Genomic DNA, 22,802 nt, shown 5'->3' on the forward strand with positions numbered 1-22,802 from the left:
CTACTTTCATTGAATTATCTTTTGCCATTTTCTTTTTGCCATTTCAAAACTTTATTTTGAAAAACAGTAACTTCAGTATGTTGAGGATTATTACCAAATACAATAATCCCCTTCTCATTCTCATGTATTTTTAGTATCTTAGCATTTTCTTTACCATAACCCATTTCATGATAAAAATCCAAATCTAATTCATCAATTTCTTTTTGACGAATAGTCGATTCTCCTGTCTTTTTAATATTTGAACTTACATTCTCTCCACCAAAAGATAAACCTTGCTTATGATGACCTTTTTCAAGTTCTCCTCTTCTAACCAACGTTTGATAATCTATTCTTGCTTCCTTTAGTTCTTTTCCCTTTACTATTTTAGATTCATCAGGGTTAGGATACCAATCAGGCTTAGTATCGTGTAATTTTTTCGCCTCATCATAATAAGGTCCATAAACATCCCTACCTGAAGAATTATTACCCGTACCCTTAGGAATATCACTTTTAGCTGATGCCACATTTTTCGATGATTTAGCAGCTGCTTCGGTTGCATTCGTCGCGTTTTTGCTGTTGGAGAAGAGATTTAATGTAGCCTTTCCACCTTTTCCAGCTGCTTTAGCATATCCACCACCCAAGATGCCTGCCGCTGATATCCCTCGATCCATCGCACTCAATTTATCCAGTGTAAACGGATCAAATCCAAAGGCCGTTTCAAAAGCGGCTTTGGCATTACCAACACCTGGAATGAAATCAGCGGCGGTTGATATAGCTTGTTTAATATTAACCGAACTTACAGCTACTGCTGCTTTCTTTGTCGCACTTTTAGCCACATTAACAGTTGTTTTTGCTGCGCTTTTAACCGCCTTAACAGCTGTTTTCGCTGCCTTTTTAACTGTCTTTACAACTTTTTTTACATACTTCTTGGCCTTTTTAACTGCTTTTTTTACAGCCTTTTTAAACCTCTTGACCAGTTTGCTCTTGGATAAATTATTTTTTAGCTTCCTGGCTTTTGTCAAGACCTTGCCTAACTTTTTCTTGAGCGCTTTTTTAACTTTCCCTACAACAGGGATACCGCCTGAAACGACGGAATATTCAATCTTTTTTATCAAATACCAACTTCTTACAGTTAATGATCTTCATGGATAAGGACACCTTATTGCATGCGGGAGAGGAGATTGACTTTGCCACAACAAGCTCCTTGTTTTATACGTACACACAATCGCCTACTACTAGCGATTACTTAGCATCGACTATAAATGATAGAACAAAAAAAGCTCAAACTCACCATAAAAATGGTCGTATGAGCTTTTTGTATTTGATAAAAAATTTTTCTACTTTTATTCATTTACACAAAATTTTTGATACTCTCTATAATCTCATATCCGCTAGAATGCTGCTTTTATCAATTATTTATATGTTTATTGCAGTATTCAATTATATATTCGTATTTATCTTTTCCTTTATTCCTATATCCCCCTCGTTGACCCTTTCCGATTTCTGCAAAAGCAATCTCTTTTTGCAACAGAATAATCATTTTTAGATATATTAGCTATCATTTTTAATAATTTTTCATCCGTTATATTTTTTTGAGATAATATATAGGAATTGAAATCGCCAGAGTCTAATTTAATCACTTCAACTAATTTATTTATCTCATTCTGAAAATCATTGATTGCACTTGCAATATCACTTTGCATCAATTCTAAAGTACTTACTTCATATGATCTTTCAATCCATTGAAATGGTGGACATGCAAATGCCCCATTAGCTCTCAAACTTTCTTTTGCATTTATATTCTCAGGCATCTCAAATATTTCCCAAAACAAATTATCATAGTTGTAAGCTTTAATATTCATTCTAAGAAATAAAGTCCACTTATCTTCGTTACATTGAACCCAAAATACAGCACAAGCAAAATAATCACCCATGACCTTATAAATACAATTAGAAATCACCTTAAAATTTTGTTTTTTCGCCTCTTGCTTTATATTGGTCATTATGATTTTCTCTTTTTCTTTGTTCTTTTGATTTTTGCTCATGCCGCTACTGTCCTCCATCCATTTTAATCTTCACTTTTTACCACTTGAATATTAAACTCTCTTAGTTGTGTATTAATCGCCTCGAAAAATTTCAAACAATTCTCAGTTGCTTTATATTTAAACCTTACATCAATAACGTAATATTCAAATACTATATTTGGATAGGTATCTGAATGCTGATTTGATTCAATAAAGCCTAAATATGCATTAATTTTATCTTGTAAAAGAGTTAAATGCTCCGGTTCATTTTTCCAATCCAAATGATCTGCAAGCATCAATATCAAGCCTTCCTCGTCCTTACTAATACCCATAGCATCTATTTTATTTGTTTCTATTATAGACATATTGTTCTCCTCTCTAATCTGGTCTAATAATCTCAACTTTTGTAGAAGATATAGGAGTATCACCTTTAAAATATCCCTTTTCCATCCGTTAAAATTTAACAATTATACACACTCAATTATATAAATTACGAAAAATCACTTGTCACCATTATAGACAATCAAGTGCTTTAAGTTCATTTTCTTAGTTTATCAATATCATCTTGTTACTCAATAAGTCCCAGAAATTCCATGATAATTAATATAGCTAGTAAAGAAAATTAGAAGTTCTTACTAAAATTTGTTACATTCTATTCTAGTTCAATTCCGTCATAAGCATCACCTAGTGACTCAAAATCATCTTTATATCAATACCAACTATCACCTTTACTTTCAAATAATCTCATTAATAGATCTGTGAATGATTTTGCTACAACAGTACTGCTTCCTACTATACCATGAGAATCCCAGTGGCTATCATAACATTTTCCTAACCTATCAGGGTGTAAATCAATAGTTAGAAAATTCCCATTACCCAAATCTGCAATGATATACCTGTGTGAAGAAATATCATATTCACATTTTTCTCCTACAATTATGGGGTTAGCAAGTAGGAATTTATCAGGAGAAACAATACTTACTTCAAAATCTGCATCTGCGAACAAGCCTACCCCTTCACAAATATTATAAAATTCAAGTAAATCATTAGGCAGAACATCATCTTCTTCAATATTTCCACCTTTGTCATTGGATTTTTAATATTATTTTGATAGTCTTCCGTTCTCTGTTACTTACGCTTATAATATCCCCATGAGCATCATTACCCGTATTCTTAAAAACATAATATAGGTCTTACATGGGTTACTCATATTCTCTGCATAAAAAATCAACTAATCGTCACTGGGTAGCGCCAACAATCGAGTAGGAGGGAGTGATTAACTCCCGACCTCTCCAACCACCGTACGTACGGATCCGTATACGGCGGTTCAATTAAGATGAATAACGCAAGATTTCATAACGAGCTTGCAGACTTTTGAGCCCTTGGTTACTCCAATAAGAGTTACCAAGGGTTCTGTGTAATATTGGACTTTTCGAAATACGCCAGTAACTCTTGCGAGTATTGCCCCATTCGTAAGCCTTCCAGTCTGGAACTCCTAAGCGAATGAGGTTGCGCACTTTCGTACGAGGTTTCTTCCAATCCTTCCATAAGCACATGCGAAGTCTTCTTCTAATCCATCCATCCAGTGATTCAAATATTGATTTCGTATCCGCTAATGCAAAGTAGCCACACCACCCAATTAAGTATTGATTCAATTGTTGAATTCGGTACTCCATTGGAAATGGCTTCTTTCTAGCTGTTAATTCCCGAATTTTGTTCTTCATTCGCTTTATGCTCTCTTTCGCAATTCGAACTTGTGGTTCTTTGCGGGAGGTAAAGCTAAATCCTAGGAATTTACGTTGCCAAGGACGAGCCACTGCGGATTTCTTCTCATTTATTTTCAATCGTAGCGTCTTCTCAATAAAAGTTTTGATACTTGCCATCACTCGTTCTCCTGCTCGTTTTGTTTTCACATAAATATTGCAGTCATCGGCGTAACGGACAAATTTATGACCACGTTTCTCTAATTCTTTGTCTAATTCATCCAGTACAATGTTTGAGAGAAGTGGGCTCAGTGGTCCCCCTTGGGGTGTTCCTTCATCTGTATCATAAACGACACCATTTATCATGACACCCGATTGTAAGTATCTACGAATCAGCTTGAGTAGAGGTTTATCAGAAATTTTCTTTGCTAATGTACTCATTAGACGGTCATGGTTTACTTTGTCGAAGAATTTCTCTAAGTCCATATCTACTACCCAGCGGTATCCTTCTTTTATATAGCCTTTGGCTTCTCGGATTGCATCGTGAGCACTTCGTTTTGGTCGAAATCCGTAACTATGATTCGAGAAGTTTGGGTCGTATAGGTTGGATAGCACTTGGGCAATCGCCTGTTGAATGAGTCGGTCTGTCACGGTTGGGATTCCTAATAGTCGCACACCGCCGTCAGGTTTCGGGATTTCGATTCTGCGAACTGGTTGTGGTTGGTAGGTTCCCTCAAGAATTTGTTTCTTAATCGTTAGCCAGTTTTCGACTACATGCTGTCGTAGGAATTTTACGGGCATTTTGTCTACTCCATGACTCCCTTTGTTTCGTTCCACCCGTTTGAGTGCGAGAAGCAGATTCTCCCGTGATAATATTTGATTCATTAACATCTCGTTCGACTCCTCCGTGAATAGCTTGTCTTCTTATAACAGTTTCTACTGCACCCGCTCAATGTCCCTCATGGGATTCACCATTACCTCCATTAAGTCGGTCCTTCTGGATTTTCTGTGTTTATCATAGAAAACTGCATGCCAAGGGCTATTCTCTCCGAATTGTTCGGTCCTTCCCATTCATTCTAGAAGTGAATGGTACTATGACCTCTGCTGACTTCTGATGGTTCAGCTACCTATCGCTAAGTAGGTTACAAAGTGTACTTTGCGTTTCCATCAGACCTCCCCGGGTAAGCGCATGCACTTTCACACCATCTATCCGCCTCATTTACTCGATATGACCTTCGACAGAAAGGACTTTGTGTTGTTATGCACACTCATCCAATCATACCTAGCCTTATATGAGATTCGTGTTCCTCGGACCGGTGTTTTGCCTCCAGCTTCCTTCAGATTCCGCGTCGCCACGGACACCCTTGCTCTTGGCTAACCTCTACTTCTGTCTTCGAGGTTTGGGACTTGCACCCTATAGTTCATACGCATGCCGGGCGCACATAAAAAACCTTGAAAGGCATTTAGCCAATCAAGGTTATAACAATTAATCATTAGTGATTATATAGCATACATTAAACAATATTTTTTTATTTTTTAAATCTTGAATAAAATTACTAAGTGATATAGTGCCTTGAATAATCTCATAATCACCACCCTGATATCTAGCTAAAAACATTAAGGTACTAGTTGGAGATTGTTTAACTAAAAATTCTAATATTACTTCAAACTCTTCTATATATTCCTTATGAATAATTAATGGAGTTAAGTTATAAATAACATCCTCATCGTCAATCCAAAAAGGTATAGGTAATTTTTCTGACTCTATTTCAAAATCAGAGGTACAAAGTAAAAATGCATTTTTTATCCCATCATCTTCTTTAACTAATGAATACCAAATCCCTTTTGTTTGACTCATAAATTTCCATGTACATTCTAATCTCAAAACCATTTTATCGTCCACTTCATTTATTACTTCTATAAAAGAGAGAAATGGAATTGGTAAGGGTTTATTTTGATTAACCACTAATATATTTACTTCAAATGACATAGTTATCACCTTTCTTACGGTAGAAAATCTTTTATATTCCAATTAGTATCAAACGAAGTCTTTCCATCTTTAGACATTACTCTGATTGTACCATCTGAACTTAGATGAATATCTGGATTATTACCCACCTTTTTCATAGAGTCTTTATACGGAGAGTTTTTATTGGTAAGGTCTTTAACTATATCCTGTTTCACTTGGTGGAACTCCCCTTTCTTCAAGTCAAACTTCCTCTCAATTTCTTTAGCTGAGTAGTTTTTAAAATCTTTACCGGTGCCCTTATTTCCCGTAATCTCCTTTTCTTTTTTTGCATGCTCTGCCTGACTTTCTATAATTTTTGCTCCATCTTTTGCTTTATCAGCCACTTTCGCAGGTTTATAGAATGTATAAAATGCAGCTTCAGCTCGTTCTTTCCATGTTGAGTCAGGACTTAACATTGTTTCAATATCTTCGAAAAAGAAATTAAATGTGGATTTTAATAGTTTCTTTTCATGATTTCTTTGTTCTTCTATAAATTTGTCTATTATTTCACGTTCTTTTTCTTTTTTAGTTTTACCTTTATTCTGAGGCACAGGACAGGAGCTTTCTAAATTTATATACTTTGATCCACCTTTTGGAATTACCACTTTTTGTCCAGTAATCATGTCTTTTCCAGTGGTCATTTCATATAGAGTCTTGATATTCCCAAAAATAGGAATGTGATTTAACCCCATAGAAAATAGTTTAAGATTTTGAGCTTTTTCATTCTTTTTGACTTGTTTGACAGCAGCTTTGGCCGCATTGTTGGCCTTTTTAGTTGCTTTCTTAACAGCTGCTTTTTTCGCAGCCCGTTTAAACTTCTTGGCCAATTTTCTCCTGGATAGCCTATTTCTAAGCTTCCTGGCCTTTGTAAAAAGCTTACCTCTCTTTTTCTTACGCTTCTTCTTAGGCTTTTTGAAGAGATTCTTTAATTTTAATTTATTTTTCGCCTTTTTGATTTGCTTTTTTTAAGGCCTTTCTTGCTGCTTTTTTTGCACTCTTAACAGCAGGGATACTACCAAGGAGGCTGCATATCGCTCCAAAAAAGCCTTTACTCTTACCTTTCCCCTTCTTCGCCATTAAGCACCACCCCCACCAAGAGGGATCATGCCCATGACGTCTAGGGCAGATTCAAGGTCTGCTCCGTCTTCTGATGCATCAAAACAGACACAGTTAAACATAATACCTCCTATTTTAAGTTAGTGTGAAAGTGTTCCATCAGGTGCAACGTTAATATATTTATCACCATTTTTTGTATTCCCCCACTCTCTCATTTCTTTTTCAGAAAGTTGAACATCCCATTCAAATTGGAGCGGATTAAATACAGAAAAACCATGAATAGGATCACTTTTGATGGTGTCACTATTCATGGTTCAAATATATATGATCAAATAAGCAAATATGTTAGTAAAAAAACCCTTAAAAGATACAATCAAACACAGATTAAATATTAAACATTTAACTTTTTAATGTGTATCCATACCTAATGGCATATTCATTAATTTTTGTATTTAAATCATCCCTATATATTGAAGTACAACATGAAATCTCCCTATGTCCATCATTAGGAAATATATACTCTAAGTAAATAAAAAAATTAAGTGAATCCATTTTTTTTATAATAAATTCATTTGCTTCAAATTCACCACTTCTAACATGTGGTGAATTAATAAAATTATAAATTTCTTCGTACATCTCTTGATCAGAAATCTCTACATCTAAAAATTTTTTTATTACATCCATAAAGTTCCCTCCTTATTTTACTGAAATAACCGGATATGCACTAAGCATACCACCGTCTTCAGAAAGAACAACTTTTATTAAATTTTCTCCTTTAGTTCCAACGGGCTTTCCTGCATCTAAAAATATAGAATATGACTGTTGACCTTGACCGGTCAAGCCATTGTCTAATATACCTTTAACATCACCTTTTTTTCATAGCATCTCTAAGTATAGCCTCTGCTTCTGCTTTTGTATCTCCCACAAACTTCCTGGCCTTTCCACCCGATGTAGCAAGATGCTTTGGTTTCACATATGCTTTAGATATATCATAATTATTAAGCACATTCTTTCCGTTTTGAGCAATATTTTTTGTACGCTGTTTTTCTAAAATCTCTTTTTCTTTTTTTGCATAGTCATCAAACTTAGAACTATCTCTTGCTCTTGCACTTTCATCTACATTTTTTTTGATTCGCTCTGCCTGACTTTCTATAATTTTTGCTCCATCTTTTGCTTTATCAGCCACTTTCGCAGGTTTATAGAATGTATAAAATGCAGCTTCAGCTCGTTCTTTCCATGTTGAGTCAGGACTTAACATTGTTTCAATATCTTCGAAAAAGAAATTAAATGTAGATTTTAATAGTTTCTTTTCATGATTTCTTTGTTCTTCTATAAATTTGTCTATTATTTCACGTTCTTTTTCTTTTTTAGTTTTACCTTTATTCTGAGGCATAGGACAGGATTTTTCTAAATTTATATACTTTGATCCACCTTTTGGAATTACCACTTTCTGTCCAGTAATCATATCTTTTCCAGTGGTCATTTCATATAGAGTCTTAATATTTCCGAAAACAGGAATGTAATTTAACCCCATAGAAACTAGTTTAAGATTTTGAGCTTTTTCATTCTTTTTGACTTGTTTGACAGCAGCTTTGGCCGCATTGCTGGCCTTTTTAGTTGCTTGCTTAACAGTTGCTTTTTTCACTGTAAGTACTGCTTTTTTCGCAGCCCGTTTAAACTTCCTGGCCAATTTTCTCCTGGATAGCCTATTTCTAAGCTTCCTGGCCTTTGTAAAAAGCTTACCTCTCTTTTTCTTACGCTTCTTCTTAAGCTTTTTCAAGAGGTTCTTTAATTTTAATTTATTTTTCGACTTTTTGATTTGCTTTTTAATGGCCTTTCCTGCTGCTTTTTTTGCACTCTTCACAGCAGGGATACTACCAAGGAGGCTGCTTATCGCTCCAAAAAAACCTATATTCTTACCTTTCCCCTTCTTCGCCATTAAGCACCACCCCCACCAAGAGGGATCATGCCCATGACGTCTAGGGCAGATTCAAGGTCAGCTCCGTCTTCTGATGCATCAGACACGGATACAGGTGCTTTGTTCGAGCCTTCCATTGTCACAATCTGTCCCTGTATATCGGTAATTCCGTCGAGAACGAGACTGCTGGAGCCACATGTCAAGTGCATAGATTCTGTTGCGTTCATCGAAATGCTTTTACCTGCAAAGGTGATATCATTGGCTTTTAGTGTAAGTGATTGCTTACTATGTACTTCTACCCCGCTTCCCTGATCCAACTTTAGGAAAACGGAGCCTTCCTGTGCAGTAAATGTGACAGCTTGTGGGTCTAGCTTGATGTCCTTGCCTTTTGGTGTGCCCCAGTAGGACGTTTTGGGATCGGCTGTTTTTGGGTTGGAGTCGCCGCCCTTTCGTACACTATGGCGGACAACGGCAACTTCCTCCCGATGTGTCGGGAAGGCAAGATGAACGTTATCGCCTTTCTCTCGTGTGCAAATATAAATCTAATAGTAAGTACGTGTTCATTTTATTTAAATGTCACTGCAACCAATCTCGTACGTCGCCTTACCATCAGTTTTTGATTTAAAAAGGGACATTCTTAACACAACATTAATAAAACATAAAAAACCTTGAAAGACAAAAAGCCATTCAAGGTTAATAAATCCTTTATTCTCAAATTAATTTTTCCTAAAATGATTTAATATTGTTTTTTTCACTTCAATATTATTCCCGTAAATCTCAAAAAATGAATAATCAAAAGTACGAATTTCTATTTCTGCAAATAGATGTTGTAATCCCTCACTTTCTTCAGTTTCAGGTAAATGATTGAAATTCCAATTAATCTTTTTACCTTTTTGAATAGCAATGAATACCCCTGACTCAAATTGTATTATCGTTTTCACTTTATCTATTAATTCATCTGTTGAAAGTACAATACAAAGTTCCTTTGGATTCTTAGGAAACAACTCGTGAAGAGATGTCTTACTAGTACCTAATACATCAAAAATATACCAATCATGACTTTCGGTATAATCCTTAAGAGATATTAAAATTTCAGCTAATTGCCAACCTAAGCAAGAAAGCTCTTCATTAAAAAACTTATTACCACGTACCTTTAGCATAAAAGCTGGTTCTTTTAAATTCATAATTTTACTCCCCAATGACTTATTCTTTAAAGCTCCATGATCCATCCTTAAAAATAGCTTCGTGTGAATGTGGGTTTACATGGTCCCCTCTACCATGGTCTGTACAGTCTGTCCGTTGAATCGGCATCCCATTTTTTCCCCACTCAAGTGTTTGAATATACTCCTTTTTTAATCCCAATTTGAGTGTGTGGATTCATAGAGTCAGGTTTATGAGAAGTACCATTAACCAATTTCCCATCTTTATTTCTTGGTAACCCTAATTTGTTCCCATTGGTATCCTTAGGCACATACATAGGATTTTCCGTACCCTATGTTGTAATCTTAAAATCCGCTAATAAAAAACAATCTATCTTAAACTTTATTAAACTACTTCTTCCTCTTTTATTATCGGTAATTTATAGGGTATATTAGTATATTTTATTTCTTCGGTTCAAGGAAAAACCTTGAAAAGCATAGTGAACTCCTCAAGGTTTTAAAAATAATTTACTGGAATGTCAACACTAAATTGAACATTTTATAAGGATTGCGATTCATTTTGAGATATTTCTGTTTCAAAGTGTCTATCTTATAAGATACAGTTTAAATAAGTTGCCCATTTTTTAATGTCCTTTACAAAGGGTACACTGGTATGTGCCTCTATAGGTTTAAGTTTTATCTCAAAATTTGTTCAATAGCACTTTCTAAATCAATTGCTTCCTGACCAATCACCAGTAAGCAACTATCTTCATCGGATGCAGGCTCAAAACCGATTCTTATTTTTGGAATATCATATTTGTCTTTTAGAACTAAAAGAGATTCTACTATTTTCTTAGATTTCAACTTTATTTCAGTTCTCGCACCTACTAATAACTCTCTTTCTGAAAAATTAAAAGTAATATCCCCTGTATCTTTATCAAAGGAAAATATTATCATAACATTATTTAAGCTACATCCTATTTCTATTTGGTTCAGAAATACATTTCCCGTCCCTAACGGAGTGAGTATTTCTTGGTAACTTTTAATTTGATGAAATTCAATATTATCTCCACTATTCTTATCAAAGAAATGAGATGACTTTACTTCTGGTGAACTAATCAAAAGTTCTTCAAACACTAGTTTATTTAACTCATCTTTTCGGAAGTCTTCTAGAATAATTTCAAGATTTTCCAAACTATCTACTCCTTTTTTATTCGTCAATAAAGCCCTTAAATGTTCCGTCTTGATTAAGTCTTACTCCACGACCATCAGGCTACTACGTAGTGCTGAAAGTAATTGTCCAAGGGTCTACTCATCCCTGACTATTCAACTCTAATTCATAGTAATGCTCTGGCCTTGTCTCAATTCTTAGGGTATGTAAGTGACCTTCTGTTTCTCTAAAGTTTTTAAAATACATATGAATGTATACATCGTCACTTTTGCGCATGTGCAGTTCATAGCTATATGTTCCAATTGCAATTTAGGGATATCTTTAACTGTATACAATTAAAAACTATTTATATCTTTGTTTATCACCACGAGCTTTGTCATTTTCGTTAGTTTGTTAGTTATTCCATTTTAAACTATCCTTGCCATTTAAAGTGTCTCTCGCTTAATTCTCGTTCTTTTCTCCGTATCCCCGTATTAAAATAACTTAATGCTACAACATTCATGAGCTCTCGATTCTCAAAACACATCTTTTTTCTCACTTTGTCCCACTATCTTTTACGCCCATAAATGTCATCTTAGTATCTTTTCTAACAGTAAGCATTTTCATGTGTCATAACTGACCATCATTAATTAAATATACATCCCATCAGTTTTTCGTATAAGTAAAAAACCTTGAAAGGCATATAGCCAGTCAAGGTAATCAAATTTTTTACTCATCTTTCATATACAGTAATGAATAATTCTCCGTCCTCCTCCTCGAACACACTTACTACTATCTCCCGATCTGGGAATCTGTTCTTAAAGCTAAGTGACCAAAATATTTTAAGAACCTCTCCTAAAGCCTGTATTTGCTCCTCTAAGTTCTCATCCTCATCAACATTAATATGAAAAAAATCTCTAACTTGATATAAGTTCATCATTTTTTCTATATTAACTTTATTTTTTTGACATTCCTCCTTCCACATTTCGAAATATTTTTCTGAAAACTTATCTTTTAATAAAAAACATCCTTCGACTTCAATAACATCCGGATAAAAAAATTTCGCAAACCCAAGTGCTGTTTTTATATCTGATTTCATATTTACATAGCTCCACCATGTAAATTTCCCTTCATTAACATCTTTAAACTCCATAAATTCGCTATTTATTTCATCATTGAACAAGAATATCACATCCTAATCTTTTTATGGAATATTTTTAGGTATTTCAGACGAGTCAGCTGGTCGAACCTCATAACCATTTTGAAACTTCTCCCTGTTTTTAGGGTTAGTATTGTATTTAGGCTCTTTTACATTTGGTCTAGGAATATCTCCATGTTCTTTTCCTGTTACACGAACCTCTTTAACAATTTTACCGTCGGAACCGTAAGTAGTATATTTAGTTATATTACCGTCCTTATCTCTCACTACTTCTGTGGAATTAGGCGTACCATACTCCTTAGGTTTATTTCTATTTTTTTTGTCCTTTGAAGTATTAGTTTTATCCGTACCCTTAGGAATATCACCCTTAGTTGATGCCGCATTTTTCGATGATTTAGCAGCTGCTTCGGTTGCATTCGTCGCGTTTTTGCTGTTGGAGAAGAGATTTAATGTAGCCTTTCCACCTTTTCCAGCTGCTTTAGCATATCCACCACCCAAGATGCCTGCCGCTGATATCCCTCGATCCATCGCACTCAATTTATCCAGTGTAAACGGATCAAATCCAAAGGCCGTTTCAAAAGCGGCTTTGGCATTACCAACACCTGGAATGAAATCAGCGGCGGTTGATATTGCTTGGCTGATGCTAACCGATTTAACAGCTATTGCTGCTTTCTTTGTCGCACTTTTAGCCACATTAGCAGTTGTTTTTGCTGCGCTTTTAGCCGCATTAACAGTTGTTTTTGCTGCCTTTTTAACTGCCTTAACAGCTGTTTTCGCTGCCTTTTTAACTGTCTTTACAACTTTTTTCACATACTTCTTGGCCTTTTTAACTGCTTTTTTTACAGCCTTTTTAAACCTCTTGACCAGTTTGCTCTTGGATAAATTATTTTTTAGCTTCCTGGCTTTTGTCAAGACCTTGCCTAACTTTTTCTTGAGCTTTTTCTTCGCTTTTTTTAAGGCTTTCTTTAGTTTCTTTTTGGCCTTTTTGATTTTCTTTTTAGCCGCTTTTTTAACTTTCCCTACAACAGGGATACTGCCTAAAGCACTACCTAGTGCTCCGAAGAATCCTTTACCCTTCTTCGCCATTAAGCATCACCCCCACCAAGAGGGATCATGCCCATGACGTCTAGGGCAGATTCAAGGTCAGCTCCGTCTTCTGATGCATCAGACACGGATACAGGTGCTTTGTTCGAGCCTTCCATTGTCACAATCTGTCCCTGTATATCGGTAATTCCGTCGAGAACGAGACTGCTGGAGCCACATGTCAAGTGCATAGATTCTGTTGCGTTCATCGAAATGCTTTTACCTGCAAAGGTGATATCATTGGCTTTTAGTGTAAGTGATTGCTTACTATGTACTTCTACCCCGCTTCCCTGATCCAACTTTAGGAAAACGGAGCCTTCCTGTGCAGTAAATGTGACAGCTTGTGGGTCTAGCTTGATGTCCTTGCCTTTTGGCGTACCCCAGTAGGACGTTTTGGGATCGGCTATTTTTGGGTTGGAGTCGCCGCCCTTTCGTACACTATGGCGGACAACGGCAGCTTCCTCCCGATGTGTCGGGAAGGCAAGATGAACGCTATCGCCTTCCTCTGGCGGGCTGTAGAAACCGCTATGTCCTTCTGCAGTATAAGGCGTAGCAAGTGAGAACCATGTGGCTTCTTCCTTTTTTTGTGCCTCATCAATGGATAGGTGCAAGCGTACTTGATCCTTTTTGACCTCTAATACCTTACCCTCAATCGCTGTGCCTGATAAGGAAGGAATGTTTAGTCTTTCTTGACGAATACCTGCCTTGGACAGTAGATGATATTCATATGTAAGGACACCTTGTTGCATGCGGGCGATGGACTTTGCCACAACTAGCTCCTTCTTTTGGAGTTGGACACGGTCACCGAGTGCTAATGTTTTTTTGGACTCGATCACATAGGATACTGTATCCCGCTCCTCCATTGGTCGCTCCATGTCATTGAGCAGCGTATGTAAATACTTGGAGCGATCCTTGGTGATTGTATAGCTAGTAGCTGACAGTTTCTCTAATCGACCTTCTGGGAGACCGAACCATAGCTTAGGTTTATCGACATCTACTGCTGGTACAAGCACTGTTCGAAAATGCGAGGCCATGCGCTTTAGAAATTGCCAGTCTGTCTCCCTATATTGTAATATAAATTGCTTTAGAGGAGTAGCCTTTGATGCAGTGTCAATAACGTCTGCACCCGGATAGTTAGCGAGTACTTGCTTGAGCATGGCATTATACGTCATCTTGTCGTGCTGGAAAGAGCGAGCATTGCGTTTACAATCCAAGGTAAATGTAGATGACACCGCTTCTAACTCAATTTGGTACACGCCTCTCACCATACGAACGGCTACTTCGGATACTTGCCCCTTAAAAAGCGATCGCACACGCTGTCCATTGCGTTTTTGATAGAGTTCTATCCGATCTGAACTGCTGGCAATCTGCATACAGCGATCTTTTTTCTCCTCTGGGATGAATCCCGTAATTGATAACCTTGCATGGTCATTCATAGTTTGGGTCAAGCTGAGATCATGCAACGTCTGAACTTCATAGGGGGATACGAGTTCAAGCTCTCCGTATCCAATCACTTCCTCATACGTGTTCACATGAATACCCTTCTTTCCTCAGTGGATGATGGATTATTCTTGACCATCATCTTCTACCTTTATCGTCCCGCAATATATGCACATATTAGTAGATTGATTGATAAGCGCGGGAGAATTCTCAATCAACTGATCAGACTTTCCGTTAATCCATGGCATCGTGACCACTGGTGTACACGGCATCGGTTTCAAAACACCATTATTAGCCGCTGTTGCAGCTGCCACCGTAGGATTAGATAATGTTTGACATAAACCGAAGGGCTGAATATTGACATAGGGCTTATAATCCATCGTGTTCATCTTTGCCTTGTTTTTTGAGTAAACCCCATGGCTTACAGGCATTTTTAATATGCTTGTTTGATCACCTTGGGAGCACGATAATTTGGCACCAGCAACTACATAACTGTGCTGCTCATCACCTTTTGTCTGCATTTCATCCGCCATCGAAAACCACCCTTTCTAACAGAAACGTGCATTCACATCGCTTCACTTTGGCACACTCAAAAGCGAAAAAATACGTTACTATTTCCACTATTGAGAATTTTTATCGCGATACGTAAATGCCTAGATATCACTTAAAAACTAATCACTTTAGGTAATAATGATTTCGTCTTTTTTATCTTTGCCTTCTTCAAACAACTCTTTATGTTTTTCTTGCTATCGCTACTTACCTATGAATTTAGGGTCTCGTTCCATTTTCCTTCTGTTTGCACTTTGCGTAATCGAATACCTCGAAATGCTCGGCGCAACATACTTTCTGCTAGCTCTATATTGACAATGATATAATTCTCTTTAATACCTTCAATTTGAAAGAAGGTGTATGGTGCGGCTAAAGTCTCATCAATAACGAGCTTTTTCAGCGTTCCATCTAGATGGAATTCGGTTTGTGCTGAAAGACAGGCCACTTTTGGCGGAATGGAGAGCCAATATAACGTTTGTTTTAATTTCGGCATATCTACGAGAACAACTGGTTTAAATGGTAAGCGCGACTCATATTTCTCCACTAGCTGCTTCACTGGATCAGCTAAAAGAGCAATGGGCTTTTCGATAAAATCGATATAGTCATTTTCACTTTTATCTAAAACAGGAAATTGACGCTCGAGCTCCTCTAGCTCCTCCATTCTTTCCACTGTTAATAGTTCTTTTTTAATAATTTTTGATAGTCCAACTGGTTCTACAGCATTCGAGATACGCTCATCCTGAGATAGAATAAAATAGTTCATCTTTTAATCTCCTTTTTCACGACATCTATTTCCAAATGACACTCGCTGTTTGGAATGGATCTAGCTTCAAATATTCCCGTGCTTCCTTCGAGAACACAGCTTTTTCTAAATTGGCTCCTTCAAAATGAGCATTCTTGACGTTAGCCCCGATAAAGCAAGCACCTCGTAAATTAGCTAGTTCAAAATCAGCTCCCTCTAAATTAGCGCCGGTAAAGCGCACTGGGTGGTAGCCTGGCATTTCCCACTTCTGTCGATCAGTTAGTCCGCTTGCTCCCTGAGCTCGTTGGAACTTAGCACCTTGTAATTGACTATTGCTAAAATCCGCCTCATGGATTGTACTAAAGCTCAAATCAGCGTCCATTAGTTGACTATTCCTAAGATTGGCTCCAATAAGCAAGCAATTACGCATTTTGCTCTGTGCTAAATTCGTTTTCTGGAAAAAGGCATAGCGAATATCTAAGTCTTCATAGTTGCCACCAGATAGATTTAATTTGCTAAATACTTCATACGGATATTCATCCTCTAATTTTTGATCTAGCCAAGCCTTGATTTCTTCGATATCCTTCGAGGAGAAGTCCTCGCTATAGACAACTTCATTAACATCCATAAATTCACCTATACGAATTTCTACAACAGCATCTCGATCAAGTGCTAAATATTCTGGACATCTTATAATGTCTGGCAATGCATATCTAGCAAGGCTAATAACATATTGATGAAAATGAGATGCTTCCTTAAGCTTGATGTGCTCAATATCCGCTTGGGTAATGGCTCCCATGAATGTTTTGCTGTATAAATATAATTCCTCAGCAAATTGCTCTAAAAAGCTTAACGCCCAACTTGCATCATAGGTAGTTAAAATAGGACGCAGATCAAAGAACCATTCCTCATCTGTCCCCTCTACTAGATAGTGATGACGTCCCTCCAGTAGCTCTGTGCGTAGCATAGAAAATGTGATATGTCCTATTGGGCCTTTTTGTTGAAGAGATTGTTGCTGCTGTAGCTGATGACAAATGGTTTGAAAGGATTTTCTAAATTCCTCAGCAAGCTCATCCTTTGAAGCTTGGAAGAAATCCTCTAACGCCAAGAGATACTTCAACCGTCTTTTCTCAACTTCCGTTTCATAAAAATGCTGTAAAACTCCCTCTGCTTGCATATGTGTCTCCTTCTTTCTCTTCATTAAGAAACCCATCTATAGGGCTTTTAATTGGCCTTTACTTCTTTCCCGAAAATTTGCACACTGCCATCCATCATTATTTTACTTTCCTTGCATTTTAGTGAAATTTCTTCTTCCGCAGACAACAGAATTTTCTTGCTTGCATTGACTGAAATATCTGCCTCGGAAATAAGCTTAATTTCCTTTTTACTAAAAATTTCGATGCCGCTCGCTTCATTTAAACGGATAAAAATATCGTTATCTTGTGCTGTAATGACAATTTCCGTTGGACTCATCTTAATTTCTTTGCCAAAGGCTGTTCTGTAATATTTCGTCGAAGGATCATCTAGTTTATTGGTTGCGGTGCTGGCTAAATTTGTTCGAATCGAGCTACTAGCAATTCCCTCCTCCTCACGATGTGAAGGGAAATTCACTTGTACGAAGTCGTTAATTTCAGGCATACAGTACCAACCACTATGCCCCTCAGCCGTGTAAGGCGTTGCATAAAGGAACCAATGTGCCTTTCCTTTATCCTGTTTTTCATCAATATTTAAATGGACCTTTATATGATCCTTGGCTACCTCTAACACTTTACCGATAATGGAGACACCAGAAATTTCATCATTATATATTTCACTCTTGTTCATGCCATTCTTCGTTGAAAGTGTATAACGATGCTTAAGTAAGCCATCCTTCATTGACGTAGAGGCCTCACAAACATAGAGTGTTTGCTTATGAAATGTTACGTGGTCGCCTATGGCAAGTACCTGATCGGTTTCCACTTCATAGTACAAAAAGTCATGCTCCCCCATACCTTGATTGCCGTTATATGTATAGAGGAGATAGTCTGCTAGTTTTTTTCTTGTCGTGTAATGATAGTCTTCTAGCTTTCCTTTTGCTTTGCCAGCAGGGACACCAAAATGGAACTTTGGCTTATCAAAAGTAGCTGCAGGAACTAGTCCAGTGTTATAGCGGGAGGCAAGACGTTTTAAAAATTGCCAATCGGTTTCTCGGTACTGTAGGGTAAACTTGCCTAATTTCCCACCCTTTGTAGCCTCATCGATAATATCGAGACCAGGGTAATATGGACTCATGAGCTTGAATAGAGACGAATAGGTCAGCTCTTTATCTTGATAGGAGCGATTTTTCTTCTGAATATCGAGGAAGTAGGTGTTGGAGGCAGCCTCGACTTCGATGTAGTAAATACCCCGAATTGAATGTACCTTGACACCTAATATAACACCCTTAAATAACGGAGTAGGCGCACCTAAATGATCCAGCTGATTCACTTCAATGGCTGAATAGACCTCTGTCATTTCAACGTACTGATCTCGAACTTCCTCAGGTACGATACCCGTAAAGCGTAATGTCGCGTGCTCATTCATTTTCTTCGTGAGTGTAAGCTCTTGAATACTCACTAGTTTAAATGGCAGTACTTGAAGATTATGATAGGCAGTTACTACTCCACTCATCGTAATACTCCTCCTATCCTTCCGTTAGGAGCAAATTGCATCGTTTCCATCATCGCCCTTGCGATAGGACGCCAAGACTCGGTATCCTCCTCCATACAATTGAACGTACCGATAAGCGCTTGCCCATCAATCGATACAAAGAACATTAAATTAAAAATCTCACCATCAATAGCAGGTGTCATGACCTCGATAAAGCCAACTGTTTTGTTATCTATTTTGATAACATCTGTATCAAACCATTCTGCTGAAGGCTGTGCTTGCTCAAGAACGTCAATCATATTTTCCTGAAACTCAGCTACACCCTCATCAGGTAAAGAATGTGATGTCTTGTTGAAGGCTAAATTGATAGTAGATGATTCATCCGTATAAATAATATTTGGTCTTCGTTCTGACGGATATTTTAATGCGGCTAACTCAGCGGGCATGATCGAAAATATTTTCGGCATTCGGAACGAAATTTTCCCTTCCAGGACATGCTGATCAATGACCGGCACTTCCTGCTCGTCTATATTGACAAAGTCCTTGTAAAGGTCAATTGCTTCTAGCTCAGACTGTTCCTCCTGTAAAGGCTCCTCAGGCGGCGCTTGCTCCTCTTTTAAAGCTGCCTCCTTTTGAGCTAATTCATGTTGTTCCTGCTCTCGCATTTCATTTCTAAGAGCGATAATTTGTTCATCTAAAAATTTCAACCCATTCACCTTCCATTTCTTGAACGTTTTTTCATCAGTAGACCATCAGCTAGTCAACAATCATGCGCTTTGGTCGCCCTTGACTGTGCCCTGTCATACGACCACCGCGCTTTGATTCCACTAAAATACGGTTCAAGTATTTATGAATCTGACTATTAGAAAATGTTTGGTAATCAAGCTCTAGCCGATTACAAATATAGAAATCGATTGCATCTCGTTGAACCCGCTCCTGATTTATGCACTCTAAAGCAAAAGCTATATCATACGGATTCGCTGGGCGATTTTTTAACAGCTCTCGTGCAAAATAGTGCAAAATGATTGGATGGTAAGTGCTTTTTTGAAAACCTGCATACTGACTATGAAGATAATTAACCGTATTATATTCAGTCGCAAAATCGGAAAAATCAATATACTCTGAGCGCAGTTTGGCACCCGATTTTAATTTGAAGCGTGCTAACTCTAGCTCATTGTTTGCAAGCTCTATCGAATCATCTAGAACAATCTCTGTTGTGAGATTCCTAAAATCTAATTCATTCACTTCTTCAGCAAATCGTACTTTTAGAATCGTTTCACTTCCTGTTGCCTCATAAGGAAACTCATAGCTACTAGGCAGCGTATAGAGCTTTCCATTATGCTTGATAATGCCTTTTGTAATGATGAGGCTTGTATCTGCTACAATGATATTGGCACCCGCAATGATGCCATTAGAATAATCTTGGAAATATAAATCTAAAAATTCTCTTGGGTAATCTCGCAAATTTTCCAGCATTTCTCGCTTTAAAATGCGGCCCTTTTGAAAATGTGGATATTGATTGGCAAACAAGCTGTCACCCACCTCTTTTCTTGTTTTTCACTGTTTTACTTTAATCCATCAAAGAAATCCAGCTCAGACAAATCGGTTTCGAAGGCAAAGAATTCCTTGCTTCCGATAAACAGCTGTTCGTCTTTTCTTGCTACTGGAACTACGTGGAAGCCCCAATGGTCTTCGCCTGCAAAGACAAAGAACTTCACTTCTCCATTCGTGATGGAATCCGTCTCGTCCTGCGGAATTTTATCTTGATAGTGCATTGCAATATTGTCATAAAGAACAGGTGCATAATCCTCCTGACGATTTAAGTAAGTGTATTTATACGATGAGTGATCGTCGTTGCCTGTGAGGAAAAACTCCACCTCTTTTACACCCCATGGGCGAGAAATCGTACCGTGAATTTGATTCAATCTTTCTAAGCTACTAATCAGTAATTTTTCCTGACGATTATGTGTAAAGGCACTGACAGCATAAGGGACAACCGGTGCATGGTTCGTCACTTCTGTTTCAATCATGCCGATTTTCTTGGCATTTAAATAACGAAGCGCTCCCCTTAAACAAGCAAGCTTTAACTCTGGAACTTTACCGATATTTTCAGCCTTTTGTCTAAATTCAATGCTGCGTCCTGGTACAAATTCCTTTAAAGCCTCGCGAAATGCGTCTATTTTACAGGATTGTCCCGTCAATTTAATGATGGAATAGTCACTCAGTATGCCACTCTCATAAAATTCCTCTAAAAACTCTCGCACGATATCATAAATATCCGCCTTAATGAGATGATTGATTTCTTTAATGTTGAAAAAGACATTTGGAAAGTCGTAAACTTCCTTAAATTGATTGTTTTCTACCAACGACAGGCACCAGCGATCTACTGCTGTGACATTTAAATCACTATCGTGCTGCATATCGTTATCCGCATAAAAACGACTTCTTAATATACCTGTTTTGCGGAAAAATTCCTTCTTCATCTCTTCTGCCATTTCCCATAAGAAATAATAATTATTGCGAACACGTAGGTACTCATCACGTGTGCGATTTTCATATTCCTTAAAACGTGTAGGGATAATATATTCGGCATCTACAAAGGCTTTTTCGAATTGCTCGTACACTGCTTCAACGCCATGATCGTCTACATGTCGATAAATATCCTTACCTGGAATATCTATTAATGCATCGATATCATAATCATTTTTTCCTCGACTATAATAGTTGGCAAAAACGATTTTCATAAATTGGAAAATGCGATAGGTAATATTGTTACCACCAAAATTCGTATCTCCATTTTCATAGGTAGTATGAATATCAATTTTGTAAGAAATATGTCCGTCCTCTATTCGAAACTTACAAGAAGAAAGGTCTGTTGTTCCGCCTCCACAATCGATCACGAGCGCTTTATATTCCTTGCCATCGAGAAAACTATCATTCTCTATTTGATTGGCAATCGTATTATAAAGCACCGACATCCCTTCATCGAGAGCATGCTCAGTTTCGATTTGGTATTCGGGTAAAATCGCACGAAACATATCTAAAAATTGTGTTTTCAGCTTAACGGGACTGGAAATATGTAAATGCTTGAAACGACATTTAAATTGATGCTCCGCCATTCGAATAATATAAAGCATAAACTCTCTTAAAATTTGGCTACGTGGAACAAGTGCAGTATTCCCGTTAGCATCCATCACCTCTTCCAACTTGGCATAGTTACTAACCCATCGCTTAATACCTTGGAATTTCGTAGCCAATGATGTATAGCTATTTTTTTTCATCATTTTTAACGCTTCATAGCCGTAGTGATAGCCTACTTGGTCTGCATTTGAGCAATCTGCGACAGTCATGACCGTCGGCACTACTTCTATCCATTCGTTTTGATGAAGTGGGTCTGGAAATTGCACAAAATTGATGCTATTTAGCTGAATTCTGTTATTTAATAGATCATGACTACAAGGAGAGGTTACATAATCACTCTCTAAATAGACACCAGCCGTAGTATTTGTTGTTCCAAAATCAATGGCAAGAATGGCATTCGTTGTTTCCAGCTGTTTCATCTCTAAATCTGGTATTGGAACCTTATAGTAATGAAGATTTGTTGGCGGAAGTGGGGTCTCCTGATAATACGTCTTACAGATATACTCAGAATCTTGCTTTCTTAAAAAAATAAAGCTGTAGTTTTTATTGTTTGTCTTCCGTATACCAATTGCTTGGTCAGCAGCGAAATAGTATTGATTTGGGACTTCGTCGTCTTTAAGGATATTAAGGATGCCGCAAAGTTCCAGCTGCTCATTGACTAGCAGTACATTAGATTCAACAAGAAAACCGCCTGTTTCCACGAAATACTGATCGGGTTTATCAATCTTCATCCCGCTATATAAGCTCATTTTGGCAGGAATTTTAATGTCACCATTGTCAGACATCTGCGTTTTTAAATACTCTTGCATGGCCGCTTCTACTCGTTCAAAGCCCCCATCCTTTTTTTCTCTAATGAGAGGGTTTTCTTCAGAGCCACGGTATCTTAAAATCTTGTCGATTAACTCGTCTCTTGTCAGTGTATTAATAAGCCCAGTCACAAGCTTTTCCTTATAGCAAATATTTCTAAGCTGGAAGGTTGTCATTTCCATTAGTTCTACTCGTGTATAGGTCATATATTTCTTTTCTGTATTACGCTTATTGGCATACAGCTTATATGAATAGTTAGTTGTCATTGGAATCCCT

Annotated in this window: 23 protein-coding genes; all 23 read right to left on the bottom strand. The window is 37.3% G+C overall.

Features of this window, described 5'->3' with window-relative positions:
- Positions 1-14: 14 nt before the first annotated feature.
- The gene (locus tag FJQ98_RS18520; protein WP_201406497.1) at positions 15-1,094 is read right to left on the bottom strand and encodes a pre-toxin TG domain-containing protein; all 1,080 of its coding nucleotides are present in this window, start codon (positions 1,092-1,094) and stop codon (positions 15-17) included.
- Positions 1,095-1,451: 357 nt separating this feature from the next.
- Positions 1,452-2,024 carry a hypothetical protein gene (locus tag FJQ98_RS18525; protein ID WP_201406498.1) on the bottom strand — a complete coding sequence of 191 codons (573 nt, stop codon included), beginning with the start codon at positions 2,022-2,024 and terminating at the stop codon, positions 1,452-1,454.
- A 23-nt stretch (positions 2,025-2,047) separates the two neighbouring features.
- Positions 2,048-2,368, bottom strand: coding sequence for a DUF6572 domain-containing protein (locus tag FJQ98_RS18530; protein ID WP_053596549.1), 321 nt, complete (start codon positions 2,366-2,368; stop codon positions 2,048-2,050).
- 344 nt (positions 2,369-2,712) lie between these two features.
- On the bottom strand, positions 2,713-3,075 hold the full coding sequence (locus FJQ98_RS18535; protein ID WP_082340354.1) for an SMI1/KNR4 family protein: 363 nt from the start codon (positions 3,073-3,075) through the stop codon (positions 2,713-2,715).
- A gap of 259 nt (positions 3,076-3,334) precedes the next feature.
- Positions 3,335-4,597 carry a group II intron reverse transcriptase/maturase gene (gene ltrA / locus FJQ98_RS18540; RefSeq protein ID WP_053592381.1) on the bottom strand — a complete coding sequence of 421 codons (1,263 nt, stop codon included), beginning with the start codon at positions 4,595-4,597 and terminating at the stop codon, positions 3,335-3,337.
- Between the two features lie 595 nt (positions 4,598-5,192).
- On the bottom strand, positions 5,193-5,696 hold the full coding sequence (locus FJQ98_RS18545; RefSeq protein WP_053592366.1) for a hypothetical protein: 504 nt from the start codon (positions 5,694-5,696) through the stop codon (positions 5,193-5,195).
- A gap of 14 nt (positions 5,697-5,710) precedes the next feature.
- Positions 5,711-6,541, bottom strand: a complete 831-nt coding sequence (locus FJQ98_RS18550) for a pre-toxin TG domain-containing protein (protein WP_201406499.1) — start codon at positions 6,539-6,541, stop codon at positions 5,711-5,713.
- A 109-nt stretch (positions 6,542-6,650) separates the two neighbouring features.
- Complete coding sequence (locus FJQ98_RS18555) at positions 6,651-6,791, bottom strand: hypothetical protein (protein ID WP_158003115.1); 141 nt, start codon at positions 6,789-6,791, stop codon at positions 6,651-6,653.
- Positions 6,792-7,169: 378 nt separating this feature from the next.
- A complete protein-coding gene (locus tag FJQ98_RS18565; RefSeq protein WP_053597361.1) occupies positions 7,170-7,454 on the bottom strand; it encodes a hypothetical protein in 285 nt (94 codons plus the stop codon).
- Between the two features lie 181 nt (positions 7,455-7,635).
- Positions 7,636-8,709, bottom strand: a complete 1,074-nt coding sequence (locus tag FJQ98_RS18570; protein WP_201406500.1) for a pre-toxin TG domain-containing protein — start codon at positions 8,707-8,709, stop codon at positions 7,636-7,638.
- A complete protein-coding gene (locus FJQ98_RS26985; protein ID WP_241774581.1) occupies positions 8,709-9,005 on the bottom strand; it encodes a hypothetical protein in 297 nt (98 codons plus the stop codon). Before FJQ98_RS26985 ends, FJQ98_RS18570 begins: the two co-directional genes overlap by 1 nt.
- A gap of 399 nt (positions 9,006-9,404) precedes the next feature.
- Positions 9,405-9,872 (bottom strand): hypothetical protein, encoded by a 468-nt coding sequence (locus tag FJQ98_RS18580; RefSeq protein WP_053595343.1) that lies wholly within the window; start codon positions 9,870-9,872, stop codon positions 9,405-9,407.
- A 651-nt stretch (positions 9,873-10,523) separates the two neighbouring features.
- Positions 10,524-11,021 carry a hypothetical protein gene (locus FJQ98_RS18585; protein ID WP_053595344.1) on the bottom strand — a complete coding sequence of 166 codons (498 nt, stop codon included), beginning with the start codon at positions 11,019-11,021 and terminating at the stop codon, positions 10,524-10,526.
- 689 nt (positions 11,022-11,710) lie between these two features.
- Positions 11,711-12,169: a hypothetical protein gene (locus FJQ98_RS18590; RefSeq protein ID WP_241774582.1), complete on the bottom strand. Its 459-nt coding sequence runs from the start codon at positions 12,167-12,169 to the stop codon at positions 11,711-11,713.
- 12 nt (positions 12,170-12,181) lie between these two features.
- Positions 12,182-13,222, bottom strand: a complete 1,041-nt coding sequence (locus tag FJQ98_RS18595) for a pre-toxin TG domain-containing protein (protein WP_201406501.1) — start codon at positions 13,220-13,222, stop codon at positions 12,182-12,184.
- Positions 13,222-14,751, bottom strand: a complete 1,530-nt coding sequence (locus FJQ98_RS18600) for a contractile injection system protein, VgrG/Pvc8 family (protein ID WP_201406502.1) — start codon at positions 14,749-14,751, stop codon at positions 13,222-13,224. The genes FJQ98_RS18595 and FJQ98_RS18600 overlap by 1 nt, the downstream gene beginning before the upstream one ends.
- A 33-nt stretch (positions 14,752-14,784) precedes the next feature.
- Positions 14,785-15,192 carry a DUF4280 domain-containing protein gene (locus FJQ98_RS18605; protein WP_053595117.1) on the bottom strand — a complete coding sequence of 136 codons (408 nt, stop codon included), beginning with the start codon at positions 15,190-15,192 and terminating at the stop codon, positions 14,785-14,787.
- A gap of 227 nt (positions 15,193-15,419) precedes the next feature.
- On the bottom strand, positions 15,420-15,971 hold the full coding sequence (locus FJQ98_RS18610; protein ID WP_053595118.1) for a hypothetical protein: 552 nt from the start codon (positions 15,969-15,971) through the stop codon (positions 15,420-15,422).
- Between the two features lie 25 nt (positions 15,972-15,996).
- Complete coding sequence (locus FJQ98_RS18615; RefSeq protein WP_241774573.1) at positions 15,997-17,151, bottom strand: pentapeptide repeat-containing protein; 1,155 nt, start codon at positions 17,149-17,151, stop codon at positions 15,997-15,999.
- A gap of 23 nt (positions 17,152-17,174) precedes the next feature.
- Positions 17,175-18,599 carry a hypothetical protein gene (locus FJQ98_RS18620; RefSeq protein ID WP_053595120.1) on the bottom strand — a complete coding sequence of 475 codons (1,425 nt, stop codon included), beginning with the start codon at positions 18,597-18,599 and terminating at the stop codon, positions 17,175-17,177.
- A complete protein-coding gene (locus FJQ98_RS18625; protein ID WP_053595121.1) occupies positions 18,596-19,294 on the bottom strand; it encodes a hypothetical protein in 699 nt (232 codons plus the stop codon). Before FJQ98_RS18625 ends, FJQ98_RS18620 begins: the two co-directional genes overlap by 4 nt.
- A 40-nt stretch (positions 19,295-19,334) precedes the next feature.
- Complete coding sequence (locus FJQ98_RS18630; protein ID WP_053595122.1) at positions 19,335-20,108, bottom strand: hypothetical protein; 774 nt, start codon at positions 20,106-20,108, stop codon at positions 19,335-19,337.
- A 35-nt stretch (positions 20,109-20,143) separates the two neighbouring features.
- A complete protein-coding gene (locus FJQ98_RS18635) occupies positions 20,144-22,792 on the bottom strand; it encodes an acetate and sugar kinases/Hsc70/actin family protein (protein WP_053595123.1) in 2,649 nt (882 codons plus the stop codon).
- Positions 22,793-22,802: the final 10 nt, after the last annotated feature.

The organism is Lysinibacillus agricola (assembly GCF_016638705.1).
Taxonomy (GTDB): domain Bacteria; phylum Bacillota; class Bacilli; order Bacillales_A; family Planococcaceae; genus Lysinibacillus; species Lysinibacillus agricola.

What these genes read in the sequence shown, in the direction of transcription:
- FJQ98_RS18525 (WP_201406498.1), bottom strand. Translation starts at nt 2,024, where the DNA reads ATGAGCAAAAATCAAAAGAACAAAGAAAAAGAGAAAATCATAATGACC.
- FJQ98_RS18530 (WP_053596549.1), bottom strand. Translation starts at nt 2,368, where the DNA reads ATGTCTATAATAGAAACAAATAAAATAGATGCTATGGGTATTAGTAAG.
- ltrA (WP_053592381.1), bottom strand. Translation starts at nt 4,597, where the DNA reads ATGTTAATGAATCAAATATTATCACGGGAGAATCTGCTTCTCGCACTC.
- FJQ98_RS18545 (WP_053592366.1), bottom strand. Translation starts at nt 5,696, where the DNA reads ATGTCATTTGAAGTAAATATATTAGTGGTTAATCAAAATAAACCCTTA.
- FJQ98_RS18555 (WP_158003115.1), bottom strand. Translation starts at nt 6,791, where the DNA reads ATGGCGAAGAAGGGGAAAGGTAAGAGTAAAGGCTTTTTTGGAGCGATA.
- FJQ98_RS18565 (WP_053597361.1), bottom strand. Translation starts at nt 7,454, where the DNA reads ATGGATGTAATAAAAAAATTTTTAGATGTAGAGATTTCTGATCAAGAG.
- FJQ98_RS18570 (WP_201406500.1), bottom strand. Translation starts at nt 8,709, where the DNA reads ATGGCGAAGAAGGGGAAAGGTAAGAATATAGGTTTTTTTGGAGCGATA.
- FJQ98_RS18580 (WP_053595343.1), bottom strand. Translation starts at nt 9,872, where the DNA reads ATGAATTTAAAAGAACCAGCTTTTATGCTAAAGGTACGTGGTAATAAG.
- FJQ98_RS18595 (WP_201406501.1), bottom strand. Translation starts at nt 13,222, where the DNA reads ATGGCGAAGAAGGGTAAAGGATTCTTCGGAGCACTAGGTAGTGCTTTA.
- FJQ98_RS18605 (WP_053595117.1), bottom strand. Translation starts at nt 15,192, where the DNA reads ATGGCGGATGAAATGCAGACAAAAGGTGATGAGCAGCACAGTTATGTA.
- FJQ98_RS18610 (WP_053595118.1), bottom strand. Translation starts at nt 15,971, where the DNA reads ATGAACTATTTTATTCTATCTCAGGATGAGCGTATCTCGAATGCTGTA.
- FJQ98_RS18615 (WP_241774573.1), bottom strand. Translation starts at nt 17,151, where the DNA reads ATGAAGAGAAAGAAGGAGACACATATGCAAGCAGAGGGAGTTTTACAG.
- FJQ98_RS18620 (WP_053595120.1), bottom strand. Translation starts at nt 18,599, where the DNA reads ATGAGTGGAGTAGTAACTGCCTATCATAATCTTCAAGTACTGCCATTT.
- FJQ98_RS18635 (WP_053595123.1), bottom strand. Translation starts at nt 22,792, where the DNA reads ATGACAACTAACTATTCATATAAGCTGTATGCCAATAAGCGTAATACA.